The sequence below is a fragment of the Parafrankia irregularis genome, from assembly GCF_001536285.1.
GTDB lineage: Bacteria > Actinomycetota > Actinomycetes > Frankiales > Frankiaceae > Parafrankia > Parafrankia irregularis.
In genome coordinates, this window is sequence record NZ_FAOZ01000020.1 from 86,760 (window position 1) to 101,421 (window position 14,662).

Consider the following 14,662-nt stretch of genomic DNA (forward strand, 5'->3'; position numbering starts at 1 on the left):
CGTACCGGGTCACTCTGCTTCCGCTCCCTGACCTCAGCGACCGTGGCGGATGCGATTTCTCAGGAGCGCGACGAGGTTCACCTCGACCGCCTTCCAGTCGTCGTCGATGACCGAGAAGACGACGGTGTCCCGCCAGGAGCCGTCGCGCCGACGAGCATGCTTCCGGAGCACTCCCTCGCGTCGGGCTCCCAGCCGGTCGACCGCACGCAGCGAGCGCTGGTTGAGGATGTCGACAAGAAGTTGGACCCGAACGGCGCCGAGCGCGCCAAAGGCGTACCGGAACAGCAGCAGCTTCGCTTCGACGTTGACGGGGCCGCCGCGAATGGCCTCCGAGAGCCACGTATAACCGATTGTCAGCTGCCGCCTGGCCTCGTCCATCAGGTACAGGGAGGTCGTTCCCACCACTGCCGCCTTCTCCACGTCGACCTGCGCGAGCGCCTGCCGCGCCGGACTACGCACGGCCGCGGCGACCGTCTCAGCCGACGGCGGCTCCGATTCCGGACCGAAAGGGAAATACCGCAGAATCTCGGGGCTGTCGTGCGCCTTGGCCAGCGCCTGACAGTCCACTTCTTCCAACGGCCGCAGGAGGACGAACTCCCCCCGCAGGGTCGGCGCTTCGTGCCATTGGCTCATCAGGCCAGCGTAGGCGGGTACGCAAGCTTGCGGACTGGACGGAGATCCGCTGCCGGCGGACCGCGGCCGTCGTCGACGCCGTGGCCGAGTCAGAAGCGTTCACGACCGAGCAGGCGCCGGGCTGCTAGAACAGCGTGACCGCGCGTAACTGCTACGGGTAACACAGGCTGATGGCACGGAGGGCGGGATAACTCGTGAACCGAGCGTTTACCCTGACAGCCGCGATCGGTTCTGCTTTCGCTGCCCTCCGTGCTGTCAGCGTCGTCTGCCAATGCGCGTCAACGGACGTCACTTGGTGGCACCGACGGTGGGAACACGCCGGGTCGTGATGATCTCGATGTAGTCCATGATGGTCGGGACATTGGGAAGGTGCAGTCCGGGGGGCGGTGGCGTGCCGACCTGTTCGATGGTCAGCGGCGCACCGGTATCGGAGAAGATCACATACGCGACGCCGAGACTGAGGCTGGACTTGTCGGAGACCACCAGGCCCACCGCATGACCGGGCCGGCCGGCATGGTCACGGGTCGGCCCGGCGTCGAAGACCGCGGGGATCTGCGCGAGGACCTCGTAGAGCGCGGCGTTCTGTGCCGGGTTCGTCAGACCAGTACTCAGGAACCTCAGGACCTCGCTCGTGACCCAGAGGTCGACGGGGTAACCCCGTGCCACGGCATAGGCCTTCAGCCTCGCCAGGATCTGCGAGGGGTCGGTGGGGGTCAGGGCCGGATCGTACTCGGGGGGCACCGGTGGACGGTCGGACCTGCCCTCGATCCAGTCGTCGTCGGGGGGGGTCGGACCGCCGATGTCCGCGCCGGCGCGGTCGATCTGCTGGATGTACCGTTCGCTGTGCACCGCCCCGTCGTTGCCACGCCACAGGTCCGTGATCGTCGTACGGGCGGTGGTCGTCGCCTTGTGGCGGGCGACGGCGACGTCGAGCCCGTAGCTCTGGGTGCGGACATAGATGACAGTCCCACTCCCGGCCTGTGCGCTCTCCCGCTGCCGGCGGGCCGCCTCCGACAGCGCCGCCACCGCACGATCGTGATCACCCGTGGTTGCGGTGAGGAGAGGTTCCGGCAGCAGGGGCAGGGCCGTGGCCTGGTCGTGTGTTCGTACGACCGTGAGCCCCAGGAGCGCGCTCGCGAGCACCAGGACCGTGGCTGCCGCCGTCAGGACACCCCGGCGGCCTCGGACCACGGCTCGACCACGTCTGCGCCCAGGCCGGTGGGACCGGGCGGACGGATCGGCGAGCAGAAGGGCCAGCAGATCCTCCCCACGCCGCTGCTCGACGGCACTGAGGGGGGCATCCGCCACCGGGTTGGAGGCGCTCAGGAGCTCGCGCACAACGACGAGATCGTCGATGTCGCCACGGTCGTCGCGGTCGGACATCATGACCCTTCCTGGAAAGTCATCGAAGCTGGGGCTTCGGCGACGGTCGGCGTCGAGGCGGCTTCCGCCAGGGCCGCCTCGAGACGGCGCCGGGCACGGTGCAGACGCACCTTCGCCGTGGCGGCGGACACCTCCAGAGCCACCGACAGGCCGCGAAGATCCAGCCCCTCCCAGCCAGCGAGCTGCAGGATCTCCCGGTCATCCGGAGAAAGCCGCTCCAACGCCTGCCAGGCCATGTCTCTGCGTACCGCCTCGTCGGCGATGTCCTCATCGGTCAGGGCGGTCGGGTCGGTGGCCAGCCCGAACCCGACCATCCGGACTTCGAGCCGCAGCCGCCGGATCCCCGCGCGGCGCTGGTTACGCACGACGTTGCCGGCGATTCCGTACAGCCACGCCCGGATCTCGTCCGAGGCGGCGGGGCGTCGCTGCCAATGCCGCCAAGCCGCGAGGAAGGTCTCCGACACGACGTCCCAGGCGGCCTCGTCACTTTCAAGGCGTCGCTGCGCGAACCGCAGGACCGCCCCGCGGTGCTCCCGGAACAGCGCCTCGAACGAGGGCACGGCCAGACTGGCAGGCACAGGGACAGTCCTTCCTCGGGGCGTCATCCCGTTCATGTCCAGCACCCCCCACCCGGTTACATCCACCGTCCTTCCCACCAAGATGTCGTCTGGATATCCGGGACCCCGGACGGCGCCCGCTTACGCAATCACCGCCGCGACGACGAAGGACTCGCCCTCAGCTGGCATGAGGCAAGAACGTCTTCCCCCCACCGAGGGCCCACAAAGGCCGCCCGCACAGCGATGACCCGTCCGGCGGGGTGGTGCTGACTCCGACCCGTGCCGGTGCGCTTCCAGGGGTGGCGCTGGGTTGGCGGACGCATCCACGGATGGCCTGTGGGGTCGTGTTCGGCGGGGCGGAGCGGCCGGTGATGGCGGAGCGCACGGCGGAGGTTCTGGGCGCGATGGGGTTCACGTTGAACCGGCCAGACGATGAGTTGGGCGCGCCGCTGGTGATCAGCGGGCCGTAATCGACACCGGTCGCGCCGCAACGAGCAAAGCGACCTCGACCGGCAGCGCCGATCGAGGCCCCTTGTCGCGTTCCAGCCGATTACCGGTCGGAGGATGCGTCGATGTCGATGGTGAGGACGTCCGCTGAACCAGCCGACGGCACGATCCGACCACCACCACACCTGCGAGGCCAGCGGCCCGGCCCGGCCCGGCCCGGGGGATTCCGACCCCAGCCTGCCCTGGAAGCCCACCCAACCACCCAGGGCCAACTCCACGCCGGCCGGCCGGGGGGCTCCGGGGGGTCGACCCCCCGAAAAAATCGCGGCCCGCCGCGAAGCTGACCAAAAGTCAGCGAGCACGACGGGCCGGCTCGTGGAGGTGAGGGGACTCGAACCCCTGGCCTCCTCCGTGCGAGGGAGGCGCTCTACCAGGCTGAGCTACACCCCCTGGAAGCAACTGAAGCTTACAGGACGCGGGACGAAAGTGGGTGGGCGCCCCCTCCGGTAGTTGTCTCGTCTGGTGGGTGGGCTTCTGACGGCGATGTGCCGGCGGCGGCGAGCCCCGGCTGGTCGACGCCGGTGGCTCTGGCTGTCGCGAGAACGGAGTACGTCCGCTCGGTGAAGGCCATGGCGGGTTCGGTTGACGGGACGGCTCTGGCCGGCCTGGACGGCCTCGGTTGACGGGGTGACTGGCCCTGGGCTGGTACCAGGCGTGGGGCGGGTGGCCGGTGGCCGGTGGCGGTGACGAGGCCGGCCAGTACGAGCATTGATTCGAAGATGGCGGCGGCTTCGGCGGCGGCGAGCAGGCCTGCCTCGTGGCCGCGCCAGCCGCGGGATCGGGCGCCGTCGAGCACGATCCTCGTGTCGGGCCGCGGTTCGGGTCCGTCGCCGCCCCTGCCGCTGCCGGACTCGCCGCCGCCGCTGCCGCTGGGGCCGGAGTCGGGGCCGGGGCCGACGAAGACCAGCCGTCCGCCGGTGGGCACTGTCCGGTCCTCTACCGGGCGGTTCTCCCACAGTTCGAGGGTTTCCTCCGGGCTCCAGGCCTCGTCTCGCAGCGGGGTCTGCCAGGCCGCGCGTCCGGGCCGGTAGACGTCCAGGTGCACCCGGACGCCCCGGCAGCGGAAGTGCAGCCCGGTGCCGTCGGCGGTGATGGCCTTCAGGTCGATGGGGACAGCGCTGCTGCCCGGGCAGGTGACGAATCCGCGGTCCCGCAGCCGGGCGAGCCAAGATTCGAATGTCAAGACAGGAACTCTCCTCCTGCCGCTGTCCGCTCCGGCTCCGGTGGCCTGCACCAGCCGGCTCCGATCACCGGCTGGTGGTGATCGGGGCGGGCGGTGCGGCGGACCGGGCTACGGGCGGATCCGACGGCACGACATCGAGACACGCAGTGACCGAACCGGAGGGCTGGTGCCATGCGGAGCAGGCGGCCATCGATGGCCGCGCGGCTCGGTGCTGGCACGTGATCACGTTTCTGGCGGTCCCGACCGGCTGTGATGACCGGCGGGCGGGTTCGGTGCGCGGATTGGCCCGATACCGAACGTGATCCGGAGGCCCCTCACGCCCTGGCCCGTCAGGCTGAGCCTGACCGGGCGACGCCGGGTGGCCGTTGTCGGCGTGGAGGCGGCGTCAGCGGGCGCGAGGGCAGGGACAACACCGCGTACAGGCAGCCGACAGCTCCGTGCGCCGGGAACCGGCGGCGGAGGCGAGCTGCGAGCGGAGTGTCACCAGGCCATTATGCACGCGGACGGCGCCGGGCGTCGGCTGCGCCCGACTCAGGACGTCCGGCCGCGCGGCGATGTCGGGCCGCCGCGCGGGCACTCCGGCACGCTGGCCTGGTAATGCGGGACTTCGCGGCTGACCGCTCGGCCGCGGGATGTCGTCAGGCTCACGGCACGGGTCAGCTGCCGACCGCGTGGCGGCGCAGCAGTGTCTCCAGTTCGTCCGGGGTCTGCCCCTGGGCCTGGTCCGCCGGCGCTGCGGCGGCCGAGGCGGCCGCAGCCCCACTCGCCGCTCCCGTGCCGCTCCCGGCCGCGGTCCCAGCGGTCGCCGCGGGCGGGATCAGACCGCCGTGGGTGCCCGGTGGATTGACCTGGACCCGCCCCGGACGCGAGGTGTTCGGGCGTGCGCCGGGCCTCGGGACGGGCCGTTGCGCGCCGCCGGCGCGATACCCGGAGGAGCCGGCCGTTCCGGTGGCGACACCGGGCGCGGGCGCCCCTGAGCCGCTGTCGGCCGCCTCGGCGTACTGGTGGCTGTTCTCGTAGCCCTGGACGTCGTGGCCGCGGCCTTCGCCCTGGGGTGCGTACTCGTAGTACGCGGCCTGGTCGACGTCCGCGGGCTGGTCCGGGTGGCCGCCGTAGGCGACCTGCTCCGCTTGCTCCGCCGGGTAGCTCGCCTGGGCCGTGTACTCAACCTGTTCGGCCTGGACGTACTCGACGTACTCGACCGGCCCCAGGTGGTCACCGTGCCCTGAGTGCTCGCCGTAGGCCGCGTAGGCGGTACGGGTCACCGTCCGACCGGTGTAGTGGATTCCAGCCGCCGGCTGCGCCACCGCGCCGTCGGCCTCGCCCTCGTAGCTGTCAGCCACGTAGCTGTCAGCCACGTGGCCGTCGGCCGGGTAACCGCCGGCATCATAGCGGTCGTCCTCGTAGCCGTCGGCCGCGTACTCGTCGGCCGGGTACTCGTCGGTGTCGTAGTCACCGGCGGAGGAGTCGTCGTCCGCGTCGTCGTCGGAGCCCTCGGGCGAACCGGCCTGGTAGTGGCCGCGGCTGGCGGTGCCGGCGAGATCCACAGTGTCGGCCCGGGCATGCGCGAGGTCCGCCTCGGTCAGTTCGCCGCCGCTGTCGGTGGACAGCCGCACCGGCGCGTAGTCACCGCCGCGCGTCGTCGCGCCCGCCGACCCCGCCCTGGCCGGCGTGCCCTGCCCCACCGCTCCCGCACCGCCGGACCAGCCCCGGATGCCGCCACGAGCCCGTGCGGCCCGGTCGGCGGCGATGCGCCGGTCCAGCTCCGCCCTGGACCGCAGCAGCCGCCGGTGGGCCTGCGCGGACCGGCGCAGGTGGGCCACATAGCCGAACGTTCCGGCGTCCACGATGAGCTGGACGACGATCCACATGCCGCCGAGACTGGCCGCGAGGACGACGCTGATCGGCATCGCGACGAGAAGCACGAGCAGCCGCTGCCGGCGCAGCCGGATGAGTGCGGTGTGCTCCGCCTGCACGGCGCGCACGGCCCGGTCGGCGGAGACGTTGCGCAACGCGCCGGACCGCGGCCCGAACAGGTGAGGAGCCGGCTGGGCGTCATCGAACGCGACCGTCGCCGCCGGATTCCCGGAGTCCGCGGTGGCGTGGGAATCCGGCGAGCCGCTGGAATCCGCCGAGCCGGAGGAATCCACCGAGCCGGCGCCTGCGTCCGAGCCGGCGCTTCGGTCCGAGCTGGGGCCCGATGGAACGCCTGCGCGCGAATGCGCCATCCCTGAAGCCTCCTGTGCCCCCGTCACCGGGCTCTGGGACGTGGCCCTGGTGAGCGGGTCCACCCCGCCGCGTGGCGAGACGCGCCGGGAGAGCACCCGCATTGCGGTGGAGAAACGGTCCGCGGACCGCTGCTCCACCGCCGAGTCATGGTGCCGCAGCCACATGGGGATGAGCACGAAGCCCCACACCGCGACGATCGCGAGCCAGATGATCGCGCTCATTCGATCACGATCCGTGGCAGCCCCGGGACGTCGTTGTGTGGCCTGACGTCGCCAACCCAGTGCGGAACGCCCACACCGGCGGAGCGCCCTTCACCATTGCCGGCGCCTTCACCGTCGCCGGTGAGAGTGGAGCCGGCCCGCACCCGCAGGTCGCGAGCCGGGCGCGGACCGGATGCGCCGGGCGCGTGCCGCGCGAGCGAGCGGACCACCGGGATGCCTCTTCTCGATGTCGTCGTTTACGATTTCGTGCCCGACGCTAGTGAGCGCAATGCGCGCGGTCACCGACCGGAACCCCGCGTGTCGCACACGTCGGCGAGGTTCACCGGATGGTCGTCCGCTGTCAATCCGAGGTGGCACCGATGTGGCCTGGGCGATGACCCCACCACCGGGCGCACCGGTACCACGATGATCACCCAACGTAAGAAGTCATGCCCGCGAGGCCTTTCCCACCGGGGAACGGGCCGTGGACGCCTTCCGCGGCCACCTCCCGGTGGCCCCGAACAGGGTTGCCGCCAGTGCCCGGCGCAAGGCACCGCGACCGGGCGGAACGGTTTCAGGGGCGATTCGCGACGGTAGAGAGAACCATCAGAGGGGCCCGCCGAGCGAGACCATCCCCACCTTGGAAGGTGCGGACGAGGCCCCGCCGTGCGCCCCCTTCAGGAGTGGGCCGAACGGGCGCGGCTCCAGCGCGCCAGCAATCCGTCCGGGACGTCCTCGGTCGTCAGCGCGAAGCAGATGTGGTCGCGGTACTCGCCGTCGATCGCGAGAAACCTGCGGTGCAGGCCCTCCTCGCGGAAGCCGAGCTTCGTCAGCATCCGGCGGCTCGCCGCGTTCTCCGGGCGGACGTTCGCCTCCAGCCGATGCAGACCCACCGGCCCGAAGCAATGGTCGGTCACCAGGGCCAGCGCGGTCGGTGTGATTCCCCGGCCGGCGCGGGCGCCGTCGAGCCAGTAGCCGACCTGGGCACTGTTGAAGGCGCCCCGCACAATCGTCGACACGGTGAGCTGGCCCGCCAGCCGCCCGTCGATCGCGATGACGAACGCGAGCGCCGCACCGGCCCTGGACTGCGCCCGCAGGCGGTGCATCATCTGCGAGTACACGCTGAAGGTCTGGTGCTCGTTCCAGGTCTCGCGCACCGATGGGGCCCCCGGCCGGGTCGCCTCCCACGGCGCGAGCCAGTCCGCGTTGCGGCTGCGCACCTCGACCCAGGCTCCGGCGTCACGAAGCCGCATGGGCCGCACGACGACGTCGCCGTGGCGCAGCACAGCCGGCCATCCGGGTGCGCTCACCCGCGACTCCCCCCGCCGCTGTCGCCGGCGTGACCCGTGCTGGTGGCGTGATCGGTGTCGCCGCGCAGCTGGGCAAGGGCGTGCGCGACAACCGGGCCGAGCACGGCCAGCCCGTCACGGACTCCGCCGGTCGAGCCGGGCAGGTTCACGATCAGGGTCGTCGCGCGGGTGCCGGCCAGGCCCCGGGAGAGGACAGCGGTGGGCACCTTGTCCCGCCCGGCGGCCCGCAGTGCCTCGGCGAGCCCCGGCAGCTCACGTTCGAGCAGGCCCCGGGTCGCCTCCGGGGTGACGTCACGTGGCCCGAGACCGGTGCCGCCGGTGGTCACCACCAGGGCTGTGCCGGCGTCGACGGCCGCGCGGATGACGGCGGTGATCTCGTCCTGTTCATCCGGCACCACGACCGGCGCCGGCACGTCGAACCCGAGCCCGGCGAGGCCCTCGACGAGCACCGGGCCCGACCGGTCGGCGTAGATCCCGCGGTGGGCACGGTCCGAGACCGTCACGACCAGCGCCCGGGCGCCCGGCGGCGGACCTGGCATGCCGCTCACCCGCTCCCGCTCTGGCGCTGGCTCCCATTCGGGCTCTGACTCGGGCTTCGGTGCCAGTCGCCGGATCTGCCGCCGGTCTTGGACACGACCCGCACACCGGTGAGCTCGGCCTCGGGATCGACCGCCTTGACCATGTCGTGCAGCGTCAGCCCGGCGACCGCGACGGCGGTCAGCGCCTCCATCTCCACCCCGGTCCGGTCGGTGGTGCGCACCGTCGCCGTGATGTCGACCGCGTCGTCGAGCACCGCCAGCTCGACCTTCACTCCCGAGATCGCGATCGGGTGGCAGAGCGGGACCAGGTCCGGGGTGCGCTTGGCACCCATGATCCCGGCGATGCGCGCGACGGCCAGCGCGTCGCCCTTCGGCATCCCCTCACCACGCAGCAGCTCGATCACGGCCGGCGAGGTCAGCAGCCGCCCGACAGCGGTGGCTGTCCGCGTCGTGACGTCCTTGGCGGAGACGTCGACCATCCGCGCCGCGCCCTGGTCGTCCACATGGGTGAGCCGCACCGGGTCACTCACCGGCGGTCCCACCGGCCAGCGCCGAACCCGCGGAACCCGCCGAGGCAGCCGACGCGGCTGACGCCGTTGACGCGGGGACCTGGGGCCCGGCCCACTCGGGCTCGGCCAGCAGCAGCGCGGGCAGCACCATACCGGGGGACACCTCGACGACCTCCTCGGGAACGACGAGCAGCGCGTGCGCCGAGGCGAGCCCGGACATCTGATGGGCGCCCTGGCCGCCCGCGGACGTCGCGACGAGCTCTCCGCCGGCATCACGCTCAAGACGGACCCGGGGAAACGTACGCTTCCCAGGCTGCGACCGCACAACCTCACCCACCTTTACGGCGAGGGTGTTCCAGATCGCCGCCGCGTCCTGGCCCCCGGCGGCCGTCTCGGAGAACGGCGCCGATCCCGGGGACGTCACCGATGTCGGCAGGCCACGCATCCGCCGCAGCGCCGGCCGGACGAACAGCTCGAACGACACCAGGGCGCTGACCGGGTTTCCGGGCAGGGTGAAGACGGGCACTCCGCCCACCACCCCGAATCCCTGCGGCTTGCCCGGCTGCATGGCGATGCGCTCGAACCGGATCTCGCCCGACTTGCTCAGAACCTCCTTGACCACGTCACGCGCGCCGACGCTGATCCCGCCGGTGGTGATGACGACGTCGGTGTCCTTGAGCACCTGCTCGAACGCGTCGGCGAACGCGTCCGGATCGTCCGAGACCCCGGCGAACCTGCGGACGACGGCTCCCGCCTCATGGGCCGCCGCGGCGATGGCGTGGCTGTTCGAGTCGACGATCTGCCCCGGCCCGAGCGGGGCGCCGACCTCGACGAGCTCGCTGCCGGTCGACAGCACCGCGACCCGCGGCCTCGGATGGACGGCGGGCCGGGCGATGTTCACCGCGGCCAGCAGTCCGATCTGGGCGGAGCCCAGCACGGTTCCCGCGGCCAGCACGAGATTCCCGGGCGCGATGTCCTCTCCGGCGCGCCGGATGTGCAGCCCGCGCCGGGGTGCCTGGTGGATCCGCACGCTCTCGGTGCCGCCGTCGGTCCATTCGAGCTGGACGATGGTGTCGGCGCCTTCCGGCAGCGGAGCGCCGGTCATGATTCTTGCGACGGTGCCGGGTACGAGCGGTTCCGGGCGCACCGGTCCGGCCATGATCTCGCCGGAGACTGCCAGCGTCACCGGGTTGGCCTCACTGGCGGCGGCCACCTCCGCGGCTCGGGCCGCGTATCCGTCCATCGCCGAGTTGTCGAAGCCGGGGACAGCCACCGTTGCTCGGACGTCTGCCGCCAGCACACACCCGTGTGCCTCGCGCAGCGCGGTCCGACGCGGGGACATTGGCCCGATTGCTGACAGAATGTCCGATGCGTGCTGATCTACCGTTTTCACGTACACCGTCCGTTCTTGACACTTCTGTTCTGGCCGTTCGTCCTTCGCGTCAGCAGTGAGCGGTACCACGGCAACACGGCCGTCGGAGCGGTTCCGGTTCCGGTTCCGTCAGCCGTTCACCAGGGGTGCATTTCCACCCCGGCGGGGACTCTGGATCTACTGTGCTTCCAGCGCCCCGCACATTTGCGCACGAAGATGTCCCGACAGTCTGCTCGCCAACACCAATGCGGCGGAGCAAGGGTCCAGACAAGTGGCCGGGTATCGCATAATCGGAAGTGCCTGGTCACGGCTCGTCAGCACACGATGCGACCCATTCGCCGCCGGTACGGGCACCCTCGGCGGCGACCGGACCGGCGCTGTTCGACGGCCACCGGGCCCGGCCACGACGCTCCCGGCGAGGGTTCACCGCAGCTATCCGTCCGACCGTCACCAGCCGGCCGCCGGCTGTCACCGGCGGCCGTTCCGCCGGCAGCTCCCTGCCGCCGCCGGCAGCTCCTTGCCGCCGCCGACGGTCCCCGGCCACCGCCGGCGCCTGTCGGCCGGCCACGCCGATCCGGCGCGGGCCGCACCGTCAGGCTTCGGCCTTGGGCCCACCGGAGGCGACGTATTCCTCCAGCCACGGATAGAAGTCGGGGCCGAGGTCCTGACGCTCACTCGCCAGCCGGACGATGGCCTTCAGGTAGTCCAACCGGTCACCCGTGTCGTAGCGGCGGCCGGTGAACACGACACCGTGCACGGGGAGCTGGGCTCCCGGGTCGTCACCGGCCCGGGTCGCCAGCGTCCGCAGCGCGTCGGTGAGCTGGATCTCGTTGCCCCTGCCAGGCGGCGTCGACCGCAGGATGTCGAACGTCTCCGGCGGCAGCACGTAGCGCCCGATGACCGCCAGGTTGCTGGGCGCCTCCTCGACCGGCGGCTTCTCGACCAGGTCCGTGATCCGGACAGCCCGGTAGCGGCCCGTGGGCTCGCTCGCCGCATCCGCCGACACGGCCAGCGGCGCGACGGTGGCCACGCCGTACATCGACACGGACTCCTCGGGCACCTCCATCAGCGCCACCACCGCACCGCCGTACCGCGCCTGCACGGCGAGCATCTCGGCCAGCAGCGGGTCACGTTCGTCGATGAGGTCGTCACCGAGCAGCACGGCGAAGGGTTCGTCGCCGACGTGGGCGGCGGCGCAGAGCACGGCATGCCCGAGGCCACGCGGCGAGGCCTGGCGGACGGAGTGGACCTCGGCCAGCGCCGCGGACGCGCGGACGCGCTCGAGCCGGACATTGTCACCCTTGCGCTCAAGGGCGAGCTCCAGCTCCGCCTCCCGGTCGAAGTGATCCTCGATGGCCTTCTTGGAGCGGCTGGTCACCAGCAGCACGTCTCGAAGGCCAGCCCGTGAGGCTTCTTCGACAACATATTCGATCGCCGGTCTGTCAACGACAGGAAGCATCTCTTTGGGAACCGACTTCGTCGCGGGCAGGAACCGGGTTCCCAGTCCCGCGGCAGGAATGACCGCCTTCGTCACCAGCATGGGCGAAACCTTAGTCTGGCAGGGCGTCCCGGAGCACCACGGCACCGATACACAGGACATTCACAACGAGCCGTGGGCCCGGTCCAGCACGATACCGGGCCCGGCCACGGTGGTGGCGGGTGTCTGACAGCCCGGCCACCATCGAAGGCCCGGCCACCCGACCCCCACCGTCCGGCATTGCGATCAACCATCCGCAGTCAGTTCGTCACGCTCGCCGGACGCGTACCGGAAGCCGCCCGCCGCCCCGGCGGGTCAGCGTCGGGCAGGTCTCCACGTGCGGGTCGATCACGGTACCGTGAGGCCTCGCCAGTGGGATGTCAGGCCGGTGTCGTCTTTGTGACCGTCACCGACAGCATGAAGGCGCACGACGCGGGAAGTCCGAGCAGTCGGGAGGCGGGGCCCGACATATCGAGGGCGGCCACGCTCGAGCGCGCTGAGGGTGGGGATGGCTGTGACCGGAGGAACCGTCACCGGCAGTGACGTGGTAGGCCGGGCTGGCTCTGGCCAGGCCTCGGCGCCCTCCCCCGGCCCGTCACCGACGGATCCCGGCACGGCCACGGGAACAGACTCCGGCGGCGCAACGTCCAGTGGCACGGTGCCCGGCGGCGCAGCGTCCGGCGGCGCAGCGCCCGGTGGCACTTCGGCGACGGCACCCCCGGCGCCGTCGCCCGCGCTTTCCCCGTCGGCCGAGTGGCCCGGCCCCAAGAGCGAGATCCGCCGGCGCCTGCTGGCACTGCGGCGCGCGGGCGTCACGCCGGACTCGGCGGTCCTCACCGAACGGGTGCTGGCGCTGCCCGAGGTCGCCCGGGCCAGGTGCGTGGCCGCCTATGTCGGGATGGCGGACGAGCCCGACACCGCCGAGCTGCTCGCCCGGCTGCGGGCGCGGGGGGTCCGGATCCTGTTGCCCGTCGTACGCCCCGATCTCGATCTGGACTTCCGTGAGTACGGGACCACGCTCGTGCCCGGGGCCATGGGCACCCGCGAGCCACCGCCGAGCGCCCCCCTGGTCGAGCTCGCCCGCGCGGATGCGGTCATCGTTCCCGCGCTCGCGGTTGACCAGGCGGGCAACCGGCTGGGGCGTGGCGGTGGCTCCTATGACCGGGCGCTGGCCCGCACCGCCCCCTCCACGCCGGTGATAGCGTTGGTGCACGATCGGGAGATTCTGACCGACGTCCCTGCGGAGGAGCACGACAGGCGGGTGACAGTGATCGTCACTCCGTCAAGAACGCTTCGTCCAGCATCGTCATGAAGCCCACGTCGTCATTCGGGAAGCCATCGGCCGCCTTCAGGCGTTAGAGTTGGCAGTCCCTACCGCCGAGTGCCAACTTCGGGAGGAGTCCGTGCCGACCTACCAGTACCGCTGCACCGCCTGCGGGCATGATCTTGAAGCCGTGCAGAGCTTCAGTGACGCGGCGCTGACCGAGTGTCCTGCTTGCACGGGCCAACTTCGGAAGGTGTTCAGCTCCGTCGGTCTCGTCTTCAAGGGCAGCGGTTTCTACAAGACCGACAGCCGTTCGGGCTCCTCCTCCGGGGTTCCGGCGCGCCCGAAGGAGTCGTCCGCCACTTCGTCTGACGGCGACTCGTCCGGCAAGAGCTCCGCTGCGGCCGAAAGTGGCACGGCGGCGTCCGCCGGGTCCTCGGGCAGCAGCACCAGCTCGTCGACAAGCGCTGCGTCTGCCGCATCCAGCACGGCTGCCGCCTGACCCATCGGGAAAGACACAGCATTCGACGAGCAGCCCCCGGCGGCCCTTCCGCCGGGGGCTGCTCGTTTGCCAGCACTGCTCTGTAGTCAGCACAGCTCTGTAGCCAGCACTGCTCTGTAGTCGGCACTGGCACCACAGTCGGAATGGCTCGCGCCCAGCTTCTTGCCGCCGACCACTTCCGCTACCCGCTACCTGGGGTAGCCATTTAGGTACGCGAGAGTAACGTCAATCCCGCCTCGGCGGGTGTCGCGGTCTGACTGCCGGCGGTCAGCACGGCCCGAGGGGCGGCCATCCGATGCGTTGAGGATTCTGGTCGTCCCTACGACCAGAATCCTCAGGTCCTGCTCGGTAGCAGCGGCAGCCCGAAGCGCAGGATGTGGCGGCACGCCCTCCAACGCCCGAGATCCTCAACTCCTCGTCGCGGCTGGCCCCGACCAGGCCAAGACCCAGGAGCACGGCACCCAGGAGCACGGCACCCAGCCGGCGCCCTGCCCGTGGCACCACGACACCGAAGCGGAGCACACCCGCCACCTCGACCTGCCGCTTCACCCGGCCGGAACCCGACCACGAGGGCCTTCCAGCGGCCATCCGACATCACGCATCAGAATCGGGTGTGGAGAGGCACCGCTGAGGCGTCCCACCAGCAACACCAGCAGGCACGGCCGGGGCACGCGGCCACGGCAGGCCAGGGGCGAGCCGGCCGATTCTGACAGCAGCTCCTCGATCGAGGTGCGGGCTGTCCACTATCGGACCGAGCGCAGCCACTATTCCGCAGCGCGGACACAGACACGAAGACAATCGACTGAACGAATCGACCTGTCTCGGTGATTCAGTCGACAATTTCGACCACGGCGTCGACTCAGGAAGCGCGCGCGGGAACAGGGGTAGCAGGCCACACGGAGGTTCAGCAAGAACCACGACTCGCACCACAGGCACGCCACGAACCGTCATGTGGCCCGGGAGATACACCAGACCCCGAATACCGTCAACCTACGGG

The 14,662-nt window shown here is 71.2% G+C and carries 12 protein-coding genes, 1 tRNA gene and 1 pseudogene; 2 read left to right on the forward strand and 12 right to left on the reverse strand.

Going from position 1 to position 14,662, the window contains the following annotated elements:
* Positions 1-33: 33 nt before the first annotated feature.
* The 11 genes from AWX74_RS25310 to AWX74_RS25365 form a co-directional block, all read right to left on the reverse strand.
* Entirely contained in the window at positions 34-633 is a 600-nt protein-coding gene (locus tag AWX74_RS25310) for a GNAT family N-acetyltransferase (RefSeq protein WP_091281871.1), read from the reverse strand.
* A gap of 288 nt (positions 634-921) precedes the next feature.
* Positions 922-2,019 carry a CU044_5270 family protein gene (locus tag AWX74_RS25315; RefSeq protein ID WP_242666411.1) on the reverse strand — a complete coding sequence of 366 codons (1,098 nt, stop codon included), beginning with the start codon at positions 2,017-2,019 and terminating at the stop codon, positions 922-924.
* A complete protein-coding gene (locus tag AWX74_RS25320) occupies positions 2,016-2,594 on the reverse strand; it encodes an RNA polymerase sigma factor (protein ID WP_091281879.1) in 579 nt (192 codons plus the stop codon). The genes AWX74_RS25315 and AWX74_RS25320 overlap by 4 nt, the downstream gene beginning before the upstream one ends.
* 802 nt (positions 2,595-3,396) lie before the next feature.
* Positions 3,397-3,470: transfer RNA gene (locus AWX74_RS25325), tRNA-Ala, on the reverse strand.
* Positions 3,471-3,486: 16 nt separating this feature from the next.
* Positions 3,487-4,263, reverse strand: a complete 777-nt coding sequence (locus AWX74_RS41530) for a hypothetical protein (RefSeq protein WP_226931230.1) — start codon at positions 4,261-4,263, stop codon at positions 3,487-3,489.
* Positions 4,264-4,919: 656 nt separating this feature from the next.
* Positions 4,920-6,713, reverse strand: a complete 1,794-nt coding sequence (locus tag AWX74_RS25335) for a gephyrin-like molybdotransferase receptor GlpR (protein ID WP_091281882.1) — start codon at positions 6,711-6,713, stop codon at positions 4,920-4,922.
* A gap of 656 nt (positions 6,714-7,369) precedes the next feature.
* Complete coding sequence (locus tag AWX74_RS25345; protein ID WP_054571410.1) at positions 7,370-8,002, reverse strand: GNAT family N-acetyltransferase; 633 nt, start codon at positions 8,000-8,002, stop codon at positions 7,370-7,372.
* A complete protein-coding gene (locus tag AWX74_RS25350) occupies positions 7,999-8,541 on the reverse strand; it encodes a MogA/MoaB family molybdenum cofactor biosynthesis protein (RefSeq protein ID WP_091282018.1) in 543 nt (180 codons plus the stop codon). The genes AWX74_RS25345 and AWX74_RS25350 overlap by 4 nt, the downstream gene beginning before the upstream one ends.
* Positions 8,542-8,546: 5 nt before the next feature.
* On the reverse strand, positions 8,547-9,071 hold the full coding sequence (gene moaC, locus AWX74_RS25355) for a cyclic pyranopterin monophosphate synthase MoaC (protein ID WP_091282015.1): 525 nt from the start codon (positions 9,069-9,071) through the stop codon (positions 8,547-8,549).
* The gene (gene glp / locus AWX74_RS25360) at positions 9,064-10,392 is read right to left on the reverse strand and encodes a molybdotransferase-like divisome protein Glp (protein WP_091281889.1); all 1,329 of its coding nucleotides are present in this window, start codon (positions 10,390-10,392) and stop codon (positions 9,064-9,066) included. The genes moaC and glp overlap by 8 nt, the downstream gene beginning before the upstream one ends.
* Before the next feature lie 622 nt (positions 10,393-11,014).
* Positions 11,015-11,962: a UTP--glucose-1-phosphate uridylyltransferase gene (locus tag AWX74_RS25365; RefSeq protein WP_091281893.1), complete on the reverse strand. Its 948-nt coding sequence runs from the start codon at positions 11,960-11,962 to the stop codon at positions 11,015-11,017.
* A 451-nt stretch (positions 11,963-12,413) separates the two neighbouring features.
* Between AWX74_RS25365 and AWX74_RS25370 the strand changes: the two genes are divergently transcribed.
* Positions 12,414-13,211 (forward strand): 5-formyltetrahydrofolate cyclo-ligase, encoded by a 798-nt coding sequence (locus tag AWX74_RS25370; RefSeq protein WP_341271976.1) that lies wholly within the window; start codon positions 12,414-12,416, stop codon positions 13,209-13,211.
* Between the two features lie 91 nt (positions 13,212-13,302).
* Positions 13,303-13,443 (forward strand): annotated as a pseudogene (locus AWX74_RS42140) (FmdB family zinc ribbon protein); the annotation flags it as partial.
* A 14-nt stretch (positions 13,444-13,457) separates the two neighbouring features.
* Here AWX74_RS42140 and AWX74_RS41540 read toward each other — a convergent pair.
* Positions 13,458-13,652, reverse strand: a complete 195-nt coding sequence (locus AWX74_RS41540; RefSeq protein ID WP_242666412.1) for a hypothetical protein — start codon at positions 13,650-13,652, stop codon at positions 13,458-13,460.
* Positions 13,653-14,662: the final 1,010 nt, after the last annotated feature.